General features: G+C 68.7%; 18 protein-coding genes. 11 read left to right on the forward strand and 7 right to left on the reverse strand.

Annotated elements, in window-relative coordinates; all coding sequences use genetic code 11:
• Nucleotides 1-71: 71 nt before the first annotated feature.
• Together KUV62_RS11415 and phnF are read right to left on the reverse strand one after the other, a co-directional pair.
• Nucleotides 72-1,253: an alpha-D-ribose 1-methylphosphonate 5-triphosphate diphosphatase gene (locus KUV62_RS11415; protein ID WP_222603815.1), complete on the reverse strand. Its 1,182-nt coding sequence runs from the start codon at nucleotides 1,251-1,253 to the stop codon at nucleotides 72-74.
• 47 nt (nucleotides 1,254-1,300) lie between these two features.
• Nucleotides 1,301-2,056, reverse strand: a complete 756-nt coding sequence (phnF, locus tag KUV62_RS11420; RefSeq protein ID WP_222603816.1) for a phosphonate metabolism transcriptional regulator PhnF — start codon at nucleotides 2,054-2,056, stop codon at nucleotides 1,301-1,303.
• Nucleotides 2,057-2,169: 113 nt separating this feature from the next.
• Here phnF and phnG point away from each other — a divergent pair, with 113 nt between their 5' ends.
• From phnG to phnN, 7 genes are all read left to right on the forward strand, one after another.
• Nucleotides 2,170-2,625, forward strand: coding sequence for a phosphonate C-P lyase system protein PhnG (gene phnG, locus KUV62_RS11425; RefSeq protein ID WP_222603817.1), 456 nt, complete (start codon nucleotides 2,170-2,172; stop codon nucleotides 2,623-2,625).
• Complete coding sequence (gene phnH / locus KUV62_RS11430; RefSeq protein ID WP_222603818.1) at nucleotides 2,625-3,194, forward strand: phosphonate C-P lyase system protein PhnH; 570 nt, start codon at nucleotides 2,625-2,627, stop codon at nucleotides 3,192-3,194. The genes phnG and phnH overlap by 1 nt, the downstream gene beginning before the upstream one ends.
• Entirely contained in the window at nucleotides 3,194-4,279 is a 1,086-nt protein-coding gene (locus KUV62_RS11435) for a carbon-phosphorus lyase complex subunit PhnI (protein WP_222603819.1), read from the forward strand. The genes phnH and KUV62_RS11435 overlap by 1 nt, the downstream gene beginning before the upstream one ends.
• Nucleotides 4,276-5,154: an alpha-D-ribose 1-methylphosphonate 5-phosphate C-P-lyase PhnJ gene (locus KUV62_RS11440; RefSeq protein WP_222603820.1), complete on the forward strand. Its 879-nt coding sequence runs from the start codon at nucleotides 4,276-4,278 to the stop codon at nucleotides 5,152-5,154. The genes KUV62_RS11435 and KUV62_RS11440 overlap by 4 nt, the downstream gene beginning before the upstream one ends.
• Complete coding sequence (gene phnK, locus KUV62_RS11445) at nucleotides 5,151-5,921, forward strand: phosphonate C-P lyase system protein PhnK (protein ID WP_222603821.1); 771 nt, start codon at nucleotides 5,151-5,153, stop codon at nucleotides 5,919-5,921. The genes KUV62_RS11440 and phnK overlap by 4 nt, the downstream gene beginning before the upstream one ends.
• A 79-nt stretch (nucleotides 5,922-6,000) precedes the next feature.
• Nucleotides 6,001-6,684 (forward strand): phosphonate C-P lyase system protein PhnL, encoded by a 684-nt coding sequence (phnL, locus tag KUV62_RS11450; RefSeq protein WP_222603922.1) that lies wholly within the window; start codon nucleotides 6,001-6,003, stop codon nucleotides 6,682-6,684.
• Nucleotides 6,681-7,223 (forward strand): phosphonate metabolism protein/1,5-bisphosphokinase (PRPP-forming) PhnN, encoded by a 543-nt coding sequence (gene phnN, locus KUV62_RS11455; RefSeq protein ID WP_222603822.1) that lies wholly within the window; start codon nucleotides 6,681-6,683, stop codon nucleotides 7,221-7,223. The genes phnL and phnN overlap by 4 nt, the downstream gene beginning before the upstream one ends.
• Here phnN and KUV62_RS11460 read toward each other — a convergent pair.
• A complete protein-coding gene (locus KUV62_RS11460) occupies nucleotides 7,205-7,888 on the reverse strand; it encodes a DUF1045 domain-containing protein (protein ID WP_261395574.1) in 684 nt (227 codons plus the stop codon). The genes phnN and KUV62_RS11460 overlap by 19 nt on opposite strands.
• Nucleotides 7,889-7,944: 56 nt before the next feature.
• Between KUV62_RS11460 and KUV62_RS11465 the strand changes: the two genes are divergently transcribed.
• The 3 genes from KUV62_RS11465 to msrB all read left to right on the forward strand — a co-directional run bounded on the left by KUV62_RS11465 (nucleotide 7,945) and on the right by msrB (nucleotide 10,852).
• On the forward strand, nucleotides 7,945-9,120 hold the full coding sequence (locus KUV62_RS11465) for an alpha-D-ribose 1-methylphosphonate 5-triphosphate diphosphatase (protein WP_222603824.1): 1,176 nt from the start codon (nucleotides 7,945-7,947) through the stop codon (nucleotides 9,118-9,120).
• A 440-nt stretch (nucleotides 9,121-9,560) separates the two neighbouring features.
• A complete protein-coding gene (locus tag KUV62_RS11470) occupies nucleotides 9,561-10,115 on the forward strand; it encodes a fasciclin domain-containing protein (protein ID WP_222603825.1) in 555 nt (184 codons plus the stop codon).
• 272 nt (nucleotides 10,116-10,387) lie between these two features.
• Nucleotides 10,388-10,852, forward strand: coding sequence for a peptide-methionine (R)-S-oxide reductase MsrB (gene msrB / locus KUV62_RS11475; protein ID WP_222603826.1), 465 nt, complete (start codon nucleotides 10,388-10,390; stop codon nucleotides 10,850-10,852).
• A 305-nt stretch (nucleotides 10,853-11,157) separates the two neighbouring features.
• Here msrB and KUV62_RS11480 read toward each other — a convergent pair whose 3' ends face one another.
• Nucleotides 11,158-11,787 (reverse strand): DnaJ domain-containing protein, encoded by a 630-nt coding sequence (locus KUV62_RS11480; RefSeq protein WP_222603827.1) that lies wholly within the window; start codon nucleotides 11,785-11,787, stop codon nucleotides 11,158-11,160.
• 74 nt (nucleotides 11,788-11,861) lie between these two features.
• On the opposite strand from KUV62_RS11480, the gene KUV62_RS11485 reads away from it, so the two are divergent.
• Nucleotides 11,862-12,119 carry a BolA family protein gene (locus KUV62_RS11485; protein ID WP_222603828.1) on the forward strand — a complete coding sequence of 86 codons (258 nt, stop codon included), beginning with the start codon at nucleotides 11,862-11,864 and terminating at the stop codon, nucleotides 12,117-12,119.
• A 9-nt stretch (nucleotides 12,120-12,128) separates the two neighbouring features.
• On the opposite strand, the gene KUV62_RS11490 is transcribed toward KUV62_RS11485, so the two are convergent.
• From KUV62_RS11490 to KUV62_RS11500, 3 genes are all read right to left on the reverse strand, one after another.
• Nucleotides 12,129-12,629 carry a DUF4177 domain-containing protein gene (locus KUV62_RS11490; RefSeq protein WP_222603829.1) on the reverse strand — a complete coding sequence of 167 codons (501 nt, stop codon included), beginning with the start codon at nucleotides 12,627-12,629 and terminating at the stop codon, nucleotides 12,129-12,131.
• A 478-nt stretch (nucleotides 12,630-13,107) separates the two neighbouring features.
• Nucleotides 13,108-13,272, reverse strand: coding sequence for a hypothetical protein (locus KUV62_RS11495; RefSeq protein ID WP_222603830.1), 165 nt, complete (start codon nucleotides 13,270-13,272; stop codon nucleotides 13,108-13,110).
• Between the two features lie 15 nt (nucleotides 13,273-13,287).
• Nucleotides 13,288-14,643: an ammonium transporter gene (locus tag KUV62_RS11500; RefSeq protein ID WP_222603831.1), complete on the reverse strand. Its 1,356-nt coding sequence runs from the start codon at nucleotides 14,641-14,643 to the stop codon at nucleotides 13,288-13,290.
• Between the last annotated feature and the right edge of the window lie 61 nt (nucleotides 14,644-14,704).

The following is a 14,704-nucleotide window of genomic DNA, read 5'->3' on the forward strand; positions in this document are numbered from 1 at the left end:
GTGTCGAGCGGCGCGGCCGAGCGCCTTACGGCGTCGGTGCGGCATCTTACCTTGGCTTCGAGTTCGCGCGCCTATTCCGCCGCCAGCCGCGCGCCGCGCATGGTGCCGATCAGCCGCGCCCCGGCCTCGCCCGAGAGATAGGCCAGCCGGCCGCCGCTCACCGTGGCCTCGATCTCGCGGGTGGCCGCGTTGACCACCACGAAATCCGCCCGCTTGCCGCGCTCCAGCGTGCCGCGATCGGCGAGCCCCATGATCTCCGCCGGCACCCGGCTGATCATCTCCCACGCGCCCGGCAGGTCGCGCACCTTGCGATCGACCAGCACCCAGGCGGCCTGCGCGAGGCAGGGGTAGTGGTAATCCGAGACAAGTGCGTCGCAGAGCCCGCGCGCCACGAGGTTCAGCGCCGAGACATTGCCCGATTGCGAGCCGCCCCGCACCACGTTGGGCGCACCCATCAGAACGGGATCGTTGCAGGCCCGCGCCAGCTTGGCAGCGGCGGCGGTGGTCGGGAACTCGGCGATGCGGGCGCCGATGATGCGGTAATATTCCCGCGTCTCGCCATCCGGATCGTCATGGCTGCCATAGCGCAGATCCATCGCGTCGAAGGCCTCGGCCAGCGCGCAGAGATGTCGCGGCACATCGCGGCCGCGCGCCTTGGCCTGCTGCAGCACGACGAGGAATTCGGCCAGCGTGCGCCCGCCGCGCTCGGCCCATTGCGTCACCTTGTGCGGCGCGCTGTCGGCGAGCTCGAGGGTCTCGGGCAGGTGGTTGTTGAAGATGACGTAGTCGATGCCGAAGCGCCGGATCGCCGCCAGCATCCGCTCGCGGGTTTCGGGCATGTGGGTCTCGCAGCGCAGCTGCAGCCGCAGGTCGGTGAGGGCGCGCGGCCGGTAAGCCTCGAGCGCCGCCATCACCGCTTCGGCGAAATCCGGGCCGCGCATGCCGCCCTCCCAGCTCCAGCACTGCGCCAGCCACGCGGTGGTGACGCCATGCGCCGCCGCCTCGCGGTCGGTCGAGCGCAGCCCGGCGGCGATCGGGAAGGGAGCGGAGGGGCGCGGCGCGATGTGGCGCTCGAAGGCATCGCCATGCAGGTCGATGATGCCCGGCAGGATCAGGTAGCCCGACATGTCGACCTCGGGCAGAGGGCCCTTGGTGATCACGCCATCCTCGATCACCAGCGACCGCTTCTGCAGTTCGCCATCGCGCAGGATGGTCGCGCCGACGAGGCGCAGGGGTGGAAGCAGTGCCGTCATGCGTGTGTCCGCTCGAGGTTTTCCACCGCTTCTAGCCCGCGAAAATGTCAGGGCGATGACGGTTGCGCGCCTGTCTGCGCCTGCGCGCTGCCATCCTCTGACGAAACCGTGAGGGCCACGCGATCCCCGGCGAACCATGTCAGCCCGTATTCCACCGGCTGGCCTGCGGGATCGACATTCACCCCCTCGGCGCGCAGCAGCGGCGCGCCCTCGCGCATCGCCAGGTGCAGCGCCTGCGTCGGCGTCGCGGCCTCGGCGGTGAGCCGGGTGTGGGCGCGGGTGTAATCCTCGATGCCGTTGGCCTTCAGCGCCTGCGTGACCGAGGAAACCTCGGTCAGCGTCGCGGCGAGGCCGGGAAAGCGGGCGGCGGGAAAGCAACTGATGAAATGCGCCACCGGCATCGCCTCGGCAAGCGACAGCCCCTCGTAGACGATGACCTCCGCCCCCTCGGGCAGCGCCAGCGCCGTGGCCTCGGCGCGGTCGGCGGGGCGGGTCTCGATGCGCAGCACGCGCTTTTCCGGCAGCCGCCCCGAGGCGCGCAGGTTCTGGGAGAAGCGCACGCGCTCGCCGATGGGGTAATCGAGCGGCGCGGCCTTCACGAACACCCCCGCGCCGCGCCGGCTGTGCACCAGGTCGCGCGCGGCGAGATCGGCCAGCGCCCGGCGCGCGGTGTGGCGATTGACCCCGAAGCGCAATGAGAGCTCGGCCTCGGTCGGCAGCTTGTCCCCGGCGCGGTAGAGGCCCCGGGCGATCTCGCCCTCGAGCTCGGCGGCGATGGATCTCCAGATCGGGCTGCGGGCCATGGCGGCGGTCCTGTCATCGAAACTTCACGCAAGTCCGCTTGCGCATTCGGGCGACTCGGCCCATGATTTGTCTAGTTGTATAGAGACCTAGACAAGTCGGCAAGGTTGTCCAGATGAATGTGACGGAAGTCGGAATCGAGGCGCGACAGCGCTGGATGGGGCTGCTGGCCCGGGCGCCCTCGGCGCGGCTGGCGGCGCTCTTCGAGGCGGCGGGCGAGGCCCCGGCGCATGACTGGCTGCGGGTGCCCGAGACCGGCGGCGTGATGCTGCGCGGACGCGCGGGCGGCACCGGCGCGGCCTTCAACATGGGCGAGATGACGGTGACGCGCTGCGCGCTGCGTCTGGAGAGCGGCGAGGTCGGGCATGGCTATGTGCAGGGCCGCGACAAGGCCCATGCGGAGCGCGCCGCGCTCGTGGATGCGCTGATGCAGGGGCCGCGGGCCAGCGCCATGCGCGCCGCGGTGATCGAGCCGCTGGCCGAGGCCGAGGCGGCGTCGCGCCGCGAGCGGGCGGCGAAGGCGGCGGCCACCAAGGTCGAGTTCTTCACCATGGTTCGGGGAGAGGATTGATGCGCGACGACGCACTGAGCGGCGGCTTCGCCGACACCCCGGTCGAGGCCGCGCGGGCCTTCCGCGCCGCGCTCGAGGCGATGGCCCGGCCGGGCAGCATTCACGCGGTTTCGGGCGCTGCGGCCCCGGAGCCGCTGAGCGTGGCGGCGGCGGTGCTGCTGCTGACGCTCTGCGACCGCGAAACCCCGCTCTACCTCGCGCCGGGCCACGATACGGAGGCCCTGCGCAACTGGCTGGCCTTCCACGTCGGCGCGCCGCTGGTCGGGCCGAGGGAGGCGATGTTTGCCATCGGGGGGTGGGACGCGCTCGCCCCGCATGACGCCTATGCCATCGGCACGGCGGAGTATCCCGACCGCTCGGTGACGCTGATCGTCGAGAGGACGGAGCTGAGCAATGCTGGCACCCGGCTGACCGGGCCGGGGATCGAGACCGAGGCGCATCTGTCGCTGCCCGAGACCGAGGCCTTCCAGCGCAATGCAAGGCGCTTCCCGCTCGGCTGGGATTGCTATTTCACCTGCGGAGACCGCCTCGCGGCGCTGCCCCGCACCACCAGAACGGAGGCGCTCTGATGTATGTGGCTGTCAAGGGCGGCGAGCGCGCCATCGACGCGGCGCATGAGTGGCTCGCCGAGGAGCGCCGGGGCGACCCGAAGGTGCCCGAGTTGTCGCTCGCGCAGATCCGCGAGCAGATGAGCCTCGCGGTGAACCGGGTGATGGCGGAGGGCTCGCTCTACGATCCCGATCTCGCGGCACTGGCGATCAAGCAGGCGCGCGGCGACCTGATCGAGGCGATCTTCCTGATCCGCGCCTATCGCACGACGTTGCCGCGCATTGGCCACTCGCGCCCTGTCGAGACCTCCGACATGCGCTGCGACCGCCGCATCAGCGCGACCTTCAAGGACGCGCCGGGCGGGCAGGTGCTTGGCCCGACCTTCGACTACACCCACCGGCTGCTCGATTTCGAACTCGCCGCCGAGGGCGCGGCGCCGGTGGCACAGACGGGCGAACCGCAGCAGGCGTCGACCCCGCGCATCACCGATTTTCTCAATCGCGACGGGCTGATACAGGACGAAGCTCACGGCGACGCGACCCCGCCAGACATGACCCGCCAGCCGATGGAATACCCCGCCGACCGGCCGCTGCGCCTGCAGGCGCTGACCCGGGGCGACGAGGGGTTCGTGCTTGGCATGGCCTATTCGACCCAGCGTGGCTACGGCCGCAACCACCCCTTCGTGGGCGAGCTGCGCATCGGCGCGGTCGAGGTCGAGATGGAGATCCCCGAGCTCGGCTTCGACATCTGCATCGGCGAGGTCACCCTCACCGAATGCGAGACGGTGAACCAGTTCATGGGCTCGAAGACCGAGCCGGCGCAGTTCACCCGCGGCTACGGGCTGGTCTTCGGCCAGACCGAGCGCAAGGCAATCTCGATGGCGCTGGTCGACCGGGCGCTGCGCTGGCAGGAGCTTGGCGAGGAGAATGTCGGCGCCCCGGCGCAGGACGAGGAATTCGTGCTCGCCCATTCCGACAACATCCAGGCCACCGGCTTTCTCGAACATATCAAGCTGCCGCATTACGTCGATTTCCAGTCGGAGCTCGAGCTGGTGCGGAAGATGCGCAGGGGCGCGCAGGGCAGCATGAAGGAGGCGGCGGAATGACCGCGATGCAGCACGACCCGGCCTACAATTTCGCCTATCTCGACGAGCAGACCAAGCGGATGATCCGCCGCGCGCTGCTGAAGGCGCTGGCGATCCCCGGCTACCAGGTGCCCTTCGCCTCGCGCGAGATGCCGATGCCCTATGGCTGGGGCACCGGCGGGGTGCAGGTCACCGCCGCCTGCCTGACGCCCGAGGACCGGCTCAAGGTCATCGACCAGGGCGCCGACGACACCACCAACGCGGTCTCGATCCGGAAGTTCTTCGAGCGCACGGCGGGGGTCGAGACCACCGAGCACACCGTGCAGGCCAGCGTGATCCAGACCCGGCACCGCATCCCCGAGGCGCCGCTCACCGAGGGGCAGATCCTGGTCTACCAGGTGCCGATCCCAGAGCCGCTGCGCTTTCTCGAGCCGCGCGAGACCGAGACCCGCAAGATGCACGCGCTCGAGGAATACGGGCTGATCTATGTGAAGCTTTACGAGGACATCGCCCATAACGGCGCGATCTCGACCGCCTATGCCTACCCGGTGAAGGTCGAGGGGCGCTACGTGATGGATCCCTCGCCGATCCCCAAGTTCGACAACCCCAAGCTCGAGAGCGCGGCGATCCAGCTTTTCGGGGCCGGGCGCGAACAGCGGATCTACGCGATCCCGCCCTATACTCAGGTGGTCAGCCTCGATTTCGAGGACCACCCGTTCGAGCCCAGCAAGGCGGATCACGATTGCGATCTCTGCGGCTGCGGCACCAGCTACCTCGACGAGGTGATCACCGACGACGCGGGCGGGCGCATGTTCGTCTGCTCGGACACCGATTTCTGCGCCGCGCGACAGGCCGAGGGCCATCGCGGGCGGCTTTCCGGGGAGGACGCGGCATGACGCCCCTGTTGCAGGTCAGGGATCTGACCAAGCGCTACGGTGCCCGGCTGGGCTGTGGCGATGTGAGTTTCGATCTCTACCCCGGCGAGGTGATGGGGATCGTGGGCGAGAGCGGCTCGGGCAAGTCGACGCTGCTGAACTGCCTCGCGGGGCATCTGGCGCCCGATGAGGGACAGGTGATCTTCGACACCCGCGCCGAGGGGCCGGTCGATACGCTGCGGATGTCGGAGCCGGCGCGGCGGATGCTCGGGCGCACCGACTGGGCCTTCGTGCACCAGAACGCCCGCGACGGGCTGCGCATGGGGGTGAGCGCCGGGGCCAATGTGGGCGAGCGGCTGATGGCCGTGGGGGCACGACACTACGGCGACATCCGCGAACAGGCGGTGGACTGGCTAGGCCGGGTCGAGATTGCTGAGGACCGTGTCGACGACCGGCCGCGCGCCTTCTCGGGCGGCATGCAGCAGCGGCTGCAGATCGCGCGCAACCTCGTCACCGGGCCGCGGCTGGTCTTCATGGACGAACCCACGGGCGGGCTCGATGTCTCGGTGCAGGCGCGGCTTCTGGACCTGCTGCGCGGGCTGGTGCGGGAGATGGGGCTGTCGGCGATCATCGTGACCCATGACCTGGCGGTGGTGCGGCTGCTGGCGGACCGGTTGATGGTGATGAAGTCGGGGGCCGTGGTGGAGACCGGGCTCACCGACCAGGTGCTGGACGATCCGCAGCATGGCTACACGCAGCTTCTCGTCTCCAGCGTTCTGCAGGTTTGAGGCGCCGGACCGGGGGCTGTCTGCCCCCGGACCCCCGAAGGTATTTGGAAACCAGAGAAGGACAGGGCGGATGGAAGCGATGATCCGGGTTTCGGACGTGTCGAAGAGTTTCGTGCTGCACAACCAGGGCGGCGCGGTGATCCCGGTGATGGCGGGGGCTGAGCTGTCTGTGCAGCCGGGCGAATGCGTGGCGCTGGTGGGCGATTCCGGTGCCGGCAAGTCGACGCTGATGCGGATGCTCTATGGCAATTATCTCAGCAATGGCGGGTCGATCTGCGTGGGCGGGCTCGACGTGGCGCGGGCCGAGCCGCGGGAGATCCTCGCGATGCGGCGCGAGGTGCTCGGCTATGTCAGCCAGTTCCTGCGCGTGGTGCCGCGGGTGCCGACGCTGGAGGTGGTGGCCGAGCCGGTCTTGGCGGCGGGCGGACGCCGCGAGGCGGGCGAGGCGCGGGCGCGGGATCTGCTGGCGCGGCTCAACGTGCCGGAGCGGCTGTGGTCGCTGTCGCCGACCACGTTTTCGGGCGGCGAGCAGCAGCGGGTGAACATCGCGCGCGGCTTTGCGCATGACTTCCCGGCGATGCTCCTCGACGAGCCCACCGCCTCGCTCGACGCCACCAACCGCGCCGTGGTGCTCGAACTGATCGAGGAGGCCAAGGCGCGCGGCGCGGCGATCGTGGGGATCTTTCACGACGCCGAGGCGCGGGCGCAGGTCTGCGACCGGGAGATCGACGTGAGCCGCTTCACCCCGGAGCGCGCGGCGTGAGCCGGCGTTTCTTCGCCGTGGTCGGGCCCTCCGGGGTGGGCAAGGACACGCTGATGGAAGCGCTGGCGGCGCGCGTGCCGGGGCTGCACCTGGTGCGCCGCGTGATCACCCGGCCCGAAAGCGCCGGTGGCGAGGCGTTCGAGGGGGTGAGCGAGGCGGATTTCGAGGCGCGCGTGGCGACGGGCGATTTTGCGCTGCACTGGCGGGCGCATGGGCTGCGCTACGGCGTGCCGGCCTCGGTGGACGCGGTGCTGGCGGAGGGGCGGCCGGCGCTGTGCAATCTTTCAAGGGCGGTTTTGCCCGAGGCCGCCGAGCGCTTCGCGGCGATGCGGGTTCTGCATGTCACCGCGCGGCCCGAGGTGCTGGCGAGGCGGCTCGCGGGGCGCGGGCGCGAGAGCGAAGACGAGATCGCGACGCGGCTGGCCCGGGCGGGTTTCCCGCTGCCGGGCGGGCTCGACGTGGTCGAGATCGACAACTCCGGCGCGCTGGAGGCGGCGGTCGCGGCCGCGCTCGCGGCGCTTCAGCCGGTGAGGGCGTAGCGGTGCAGCAGGTGGAAGCGGCCGGCCGCGTCCTCGCCGAAGAGGCAGAGCGCGTCGAGCCGGAACGGGCGCGGCGCGAGCGGTGCGAGCACCGGGGCGAGGGCGGCCATGGTCGGCTCCATATGCTCGCGCGGCAGGCGGCCTGTGAGCGTCAGGTGGAAGCGGAAGTCGTCCATCACGTAAGGGTAGCCCCAGCGCAGAAGGTTCTCTTCCTGTGTGGGCGTGAGGCTTGCCTTGCGGCGGCGGGCGAGCTCGTCTTCGGAGGGCGGGGCGCGGTGCGGATCGAGCGCGCGCACGGTTTCGGCGGCGATCTCGGCAAGACCGGTGGTGTCGCCCTCGGGGGTGAGCGCGAGGAAGCTGCCGAGGCGGGTGAGCGCGAGGCCCGGCATCTCGGCAGGCCGCAGCATGGCGGCGAGGGCGGCGAGATCGGCCTCGAGCGCGGCACGGCTGCCGCTGAGGCGGAAGGGCGGCTTCAAGGTGCCGTGGAAGCCGTATTTGCGCGGCGTGGCGGTGATCTCGGAAACCGGCAGCGGCAGGCCCGGAACCTCCGGGTGCTCGCGTGCGCTGCCCGCGCTCGCATCCCAGCCCAGCCACTGGGCGGTGAAATCGGCGAACGGCCCCGGTTCGGGGGCGTAGTAGACGGCGTAACGGCTGTAATGTGTCATGGGCGCGGGCATAGGCCGGTCTTGTCACGGAATCATGACGACAGAAAGGGCAGAGCATGGGCGAGATGAGCCTGGGCCATATTCAGGCCAGCGGCGAGATGGTGCTCGCGAACGCGCGGATCGTTCTCGAGCGCGAGGTGATGCGCGGCAGCGTGCTGGTGCGCGACGGGCGCATCGCGGCGGTGGAGCCGGGCGCGGTGGCGCCCGCGGGTGCGATCGACTGCGGCGGTGATCTGCTGATCCCCGGGCTGATCGAGCTGCACACCGACAATCTCGAGCGCCACATCCAGCCGCGCCCCAAGGTCGACTGGCCGCACGCGGCGGCGATCCAGGCGCATGACGGCGAGCTGGCCTCGGTGGGGATCACCACGGTGTTCGACGCCATGCGGGTGGGCTCGGTGATCTCGGGCGGGCGCACGGATTACCGCAAGTATGCCCGCGCGCTGGCGACCGAGCTGATGCAGGCGCGGGCCAAGGGCATGCTGCGGATCAGCCATTTCCTGCATCTGCGGGCCGAGGTCTGCTCGGAGACGCTGCTGGAGGAACTCGAGGAATTTGGCGAGGCCGACCGGGTGGGGATCCTGTCGATCATGGACCACACGCCGGGGCAGCGGCAGTTCCGCGACCTCTCGAAGCTGAAGGAGTACGTCTGCGGCAAGCACGGGCTCTCGGAGGCGGGCTTTGCCGATCACGTGGCCAACCTCACCGCGATCCACGACCGGCTGGGCGCGGCGCATGAGGCCGGGGCCGTGGTGGCGGCGCGGCGTCTGGGGGCTGTGCTGGCGAGCCATGACGACACCACCGCGGAGCACGTTGCGGTGAGCGCCGGGCACGGCGCGCGGCTGGCGGAGTTCCCGACCACGGTGGAGGCGGCGGAGGCCTGCCACGCCCATGGCATCGCGGTGATGATGGGCGCGCCCAACCTGATCAGGGGCGGCTCGCATTCCGGCAACGTGGCGGCGGCGGAGCTGGCCGAGCGCGGCTGCCTCGACATCCTGTCTTCGGATTACGTGCCCTCGGCGCTGATGACCTCGGCCTTCCAGCTGGCCGAGATCTGGGACGACCTGCCGCGCGCCATCGCCACGGTGACGGCGGCCCCGGCGCGGGCCACCGGGCTCGACGATCGCGGGGTGATCGCGGAGGGCCTGCTGGCCGACCTTGTGCGGGTGGCGCATATCGAGGGCGTGCCGGTCATTCGCGGCGTCTGGAGCCACGGCCGCCAGGTGGGGTGAGCCGGCTTCCCGGAAACGCTCCGGGGGAGCGTTTCGCCGGCTCACGGGCGGAGCCCCGGGGTCGGGCCGGCTTCCCGGAAACGCTACGGGGGAGCGTTTCGCCGGCGAACGGGCGGAGCCCCGGGATGGAGCTGGCTCCCCCGGAAGCGTTCTGGCATTTGTGGTTGGCACAGGCATAAGGGGTGACAGCTCGCGGCGCCCCGCGGGCAGGCTCCGGCGTGGCTTGCTCGAGAGAGGCGACGCCTAAGGGGCATCCACAGCACTTGGCTGCGCCGGTCATTGCCCAGCCACGCCGGGAACTGACGTCCCGCCTCCGGCTCGTCCAGGCGATCACGACCACGTGATCGCTTTTCCTGAAACTCCCCCGAAACACCCTTCGTGGCTGTTGGCATACCCGGTCCGGTTGGGGAGCGGGGAGAGCCAATATGGAGGAGTTAAACATGACCATTCTCAAGAGCACCATCGTCGCATCCGCCCTTGCTCTTGCCGCCGCTCCGGCGCTGGCGCAGGACAACCCGATGGTCGGCGGCGCGCCGATGTATGCCGACAAGAACATCGTCGAAAACGCCGTGAACTCGGCCGATCACGAGACCCTCGTGGCCGCGGTCAAGCAGGCCGGCCTCGTCGATACGCTGATGGGCGAGGGCCCGTTCACCGTCTTCGCGCCGACCGACGCCGCCTTCGACAAGATCTCCGACGACAGCCTGTCGCAGCTGATGATGGATCAGCACAAGGACCAGCTGGCGCAGATCCTGACCTGCCACGTGGTCGCGGCCAATGCCATGTCCGACGCGATTGCCGGCATGATCGCCGATGACGGTGGCATGCACCCGGTGCCGACGGTCGGCGGCTGCACGCTGCAGGCCAAGATGGAGGGCGGCACGATCACCCTGACCGACGAGCAGGGCCGCAAGGCGAACGTGACGATCGCCGATGTGCGCCAGTCGAACGGCGTGATCCACGTCATCGACCGGGTTCTCCTGCCGGCGATGTAAGAACCCCCTGTCGCCCGGTCCTTTTCCCGACAGACCGGGCGGCGGCCCCTCCGGGCCGTGAGCAGACGGCGCGGAGGGGCATCTATCTTCGAACCGGCCGGCGGCTGCCGGTCACCGTGACCGCCCGGCGCTCTCGCGTGCGGGCGGCTCTGCGCGAGGGCCCGTCGTGTCCCCCCATGGTACGGGATCCTCGCGCAGTGTTGTCCGGGCGTGGCTGGACCGGCCAGCCCGGAGGGATCATCTTGATGGGGGAGACGCCGAGGAGGACAGACATGACCCGCAGAGGATTTCTTGCCACCAGCGCCGCGATGCTCGGACTGGGCAGCGCTGCAACCGGCGCGGAGCATTTCGAGATCACCCGCAGCAAGGCCGAATGGCGCGCCATGCTCAGCGATCTCGAGTACAAGGTGATGCGCGAGGAGGCCACGGAGCGCGCCTTCACCTCGCCGCTGAACGACGAGAAGCGCGCCGGCACCTTTACCTGCAAGGGCTGCGACCTGCCGCTCTATGCCTCGGAGACGAAGTATGACAGCGGCACAGGCTGGCCCTCCTTCTACGAGGCGCTGCCGAATGCCATCGGCACCAAGGCCGACCGCTCGCTCTTCATGACCCGCACCGAATGCCATTGCCGCCGCTGCGGCTCGCATCTCGGGCACATCTTCGACGACGGCCCGCCGCCGACCGGCAAGCGGCACTGCATCAACGGCGTCTCGCTGAGCTTTCGCCCGGCGGCATGAGCGCGGATTGAGATCCTTGGGGGAGGGGGCCGGAAGGCCTGTGCGTCCAGGGGATTGACGCACAGGCCTGGCCGGTCCGTGAGTGCCCGGGTCAGGGAAACCCCGGGAACCATGCGACGGAAAATACCATCGACACCTTTTTCGTAGCACAACCTTTTGGTGTGTGTCTATCGAGTCGTTGGCGTTTTTGTAGAACTTCTTTCTAACAGCCCGATTTTTCACCCGGGCGAAGCTGCGCCGCGATTTCAAGCACTTCCGTGGGCGCGACCGGGCGGCAAGGGAGGCTGCCGCCCAAGGCGTTTGGTCTACTTGAAGTTGCGGCTGTCCTTGATCTGGTCCCAGGCCCAGACAACTTCCTGAAGCTGCTCTTCCTGGCTGCGATCGCCGCCGTTCATATCGGGGTGCAGCACCTTGATGAGCTTCTTGTAGGCCTTGCGGACATCGGCCTTGGTCTCGGCGCGCTCGACCTCGAGGATCTCCAGCGCGCGCTTCTCGGTGGGCGGCAGGCGACGGCCGCCGCCGGTGGCCGCGGCGCGGCCCGGGTTGCGCGTGGCGTTGTCGCCCAGAACCTGGTGCGGGTCCTCGATGCCAAGCCGCGCCCAGGCGCGGGCCTCGGGATCGCGGTAATCCTTGGTCTTGCGCTCCCACACCTTGTCGGAGCTCTGCTGGGCGTTCATCTCGGCTTCGGTCTTGCCGTCGAAGAAGCTCCATTGCGCGTTGTATTCGCGCACGTGGTCCTTGCAGAACCAGTAATACTCGTCGAGCACGTCCGGCGCCTTGGGGGCGCGGAACTTGCCCGGCTCCTGGCAGCCTTCGTGCTCGCACAGGCGGGTGGAGGTCTCTTGTTCGCCGGACATGCCGCGGCGTCCGCGCGGATTCTTCTTTTTCGAAGTCTTCACCGACATATCGAAACCGAAGGGGTCAGGTCTGCTCATGGTCTCACCTTTTCGACTCGGACGAGGGAGTTTAGACAATCCCTGACCAGATTGAAGAGGGCAGGAGTCGAAATTTGTCACGGTCGGCGGAAATCGAAACACGGCTGCGCGAGGCGTTCACGCCCAGCGAGCTGGAAGTACGGAACGACAGCGGTCGTCACGCGGGGCACGCGGGCGATGACGGCAGCGGAGAGAGCCATTTCCACGTGCGCCTGCGGGCGCCGGAACTGGCCGGCAAGAGCCGCATCGCCCGGCACCGCGCGGTGCATGCGGCGCTGGGCGCCGAGCTCACGACAGCGATCCACGCGCTGTCGCTCGATCTCGACGGCTGAGGCCGGGCGCTAGTCCTGCCGCATGCGCGCGGCCCGCTCGGCGAGCGCGCTGTTTGGGCCGTCGAGCGAGGTCTCGTCGTCCTCGTCCTCCGGGGCTGGGGGCTCTGTGGTCGGGGCCTCGTCCTGCGCGTCGTCCTGCGCGGTCTGCTCCGCACCGGGGGAGGCCAGCTCCGCCGCCGAAGCGAGCTTGCGGCCTTCGAGCTCGGGATCGCTCTCCGGGCTGGCATCCGCGGTCGCGGGCGGCGCGACCGGGGCAGGGGCCTCGATCGTCGTACTGTCGGCGGGCCGGCGGAACACCAGCAGGTTGCGCCAGATCGTCTGGCTCGAGGTGAGGCCGCTGCGCTCCTCGCTGGGCAGGAGCTCGGCGCGCTGGAATTCCCAGCCCTCCGCCGCCATCTCGTTCATCAACCGCTCGATGGCGAGGGCGAAGCGGTCTTCTGCCGCCTTCACGCCGCGGATCTTCTCGCCCTTCGCCGGGGCGGGAACGACCTTGTATTGAAACTGTGTCATGGAAAGCCTGTATGTCTGCGTCGCGCCATCCTAGCAACGCGGGCGGCGGGCGTCACCCGCAACAAAATAGCCGGGAGACCCCTGCGGACCTCCCGGCTGTCATGGTAAAATCCCTGTAGCGGCCGAGGCCACTTCAATCGGTTGATTGCCACTGCCGATCTATGCTGACAGCGGAGCCGAGCGTCTCACGGACCCGGTAAATGAATAACTACCAACTCCGGGAAAGTTTCCAAAATTTCTGCACATTTAGGCCATCTTTTTGAGAAAGGTCCGGGGCTCTCCGCGAAACTGTTTCCGCGACCGGGATAAAGCCGAATCTTCTGCCGAGATTTTGGACGGAACGCCGGGGAATCGCGGCGGCGCGCCGATGTGCTCTTGGTGAACGGGCCCGATGCGGCACCAGATCCGATCCGACATGTGAAAGGGGGCGAGCCTCGCGGCCCGCCCCCTTCCTGGTTCTCACAGACTATAAGGGACGTCAGTGATTGTTGTAGGCGTGCTTCTCGTGCACCGCGGCGATGATGATGGTCCCGGCGGTGATCGCAACGGCGAGCAGCAGGAAGAGCATCATGATCGCGGGCTTGTCGGCAAAGGTGAAGTACGCTTCGGCGCCCTCCCAGCTTTCGATCGGAGAAGTGTTCATCTTTGAGATCCTTTCTTACTCGGCCGGAGTGCCGGCGGCGGCGGGGGTCGCGGTGTTGACCGGGCCCGGGGTGTAGCTTTCCGGGTAGGCCGAGACCGGCACCTTGACGATGTCGAGGCCCTTTTCCTGGATGTGATCCGGCACCCGCAGCAGGCCGAAGACCTTGAGGATGTAGGACACCACGTAGCCCGGAACGAAGCCCAGCACGGCCATGGTCGCGGCGCCGACGATCTGGCCCCAGAGCGAGACCGGCGGCATGCCGTCGACATTGGGGTAGCCGGCGGCGAAGATACCGCAGGAAACCACGCCGATCAGGCCGCCGATGCCGTGCACCGGGAAGGCGCCGACGGCGTCGTCGATGCCCATCTTTTCGAGCCAGACGGCGACCATCGGGACGACGAAGCCGCCGAAGGTGCCGAGCACGAAGGCCACCGGCGGGTAGTAGACGTCGAGGCCGGAGGCCGCGGCGAAGATGCCGATCAGGGCGCCGGACATCATCCAGAACGGATCGCGGGTCTTGACCCAGGCGCCGATGATGCCGCCTGCCATGCCCATCAAGGTGTTGAAGGCAAAGGCCGAGAGCGTTGCGGGCTGGCCGTAGATGTTGATCCACTGCTCACCGGGCATGTAGATGATGCAGCCGCCGAGGAAGCCGAAGAAGCCCACGATGATCAGCATCAGGCCGGTGATGGTGAAGGGGATGTTGTGCGCGAGGATCGCGTTGGGCGAGCCGTCGGCGTTGAACTTGCCGACGCGCGGGCCGAGGTTGATCAGCACGCCGAGCGCGAAGAAGCCCGCGACCATGTGCACGACGCCGGCAGCGCCCACGTCATGGTAGCCGAACTTGACGGTCAGCCAGCCGGTCGGGTGCCAGCCCCATGCGCCGCCGAGGATCCACACGACCGAGCCCAGCAGGATGGCGAGGATCAGGAAGCCCGCGGTCTGGATGCGCTCGATCACGGCGCCCGAGAAGATCGAGGCGGTGGTCGCGGCAAACAGCGTGAAGGCCGCCCAGAAGATGCCGGTGGCGTTGTCGGCGAGGTTCGGGCCCATCGACATGTCCCACGGCAGGCCGGCTGCGCCGTCCGCGGCCGGGATCAGGCCGTTGTAGAAGGCGAGGTAGATGTACCAGCCGAAGAAATAGAAGGTCGGCACCATGAAGGCGAAGGCGAGGATGTTCTTGATCCCCGAGGCCAGCACGTTCTTCACCCGGCTCGCACCCATCTCGTAGGCGAGGAAGCCGGCGTGAATGGCGATCATCAGTGCCGTACACCACCAGTAGAAGATTTCCGAGTTGATCGTGCCCGACATCGCGGAGGCGCTCTCCAGAGCCGCCAACCGCTCTGTCAGCGCGGCAAGTTCCTGTTCCATTGTCCTTGGTTCCCCATTGCGGATGTTATTGTCAGGGCTTTCTCGCCCCTGCACTCAGAGT

The sequence above is a fragment of the Salipiger bermudensis genome, from assembly GCF_019801965.1.
Classification (GTDB): Bacteria; Pseudomonadota; Alphaproteobacteria; order Rhodobacterales; family Rhodobacteraceae; genus Salipiger; species Salipiger bermudensis_A.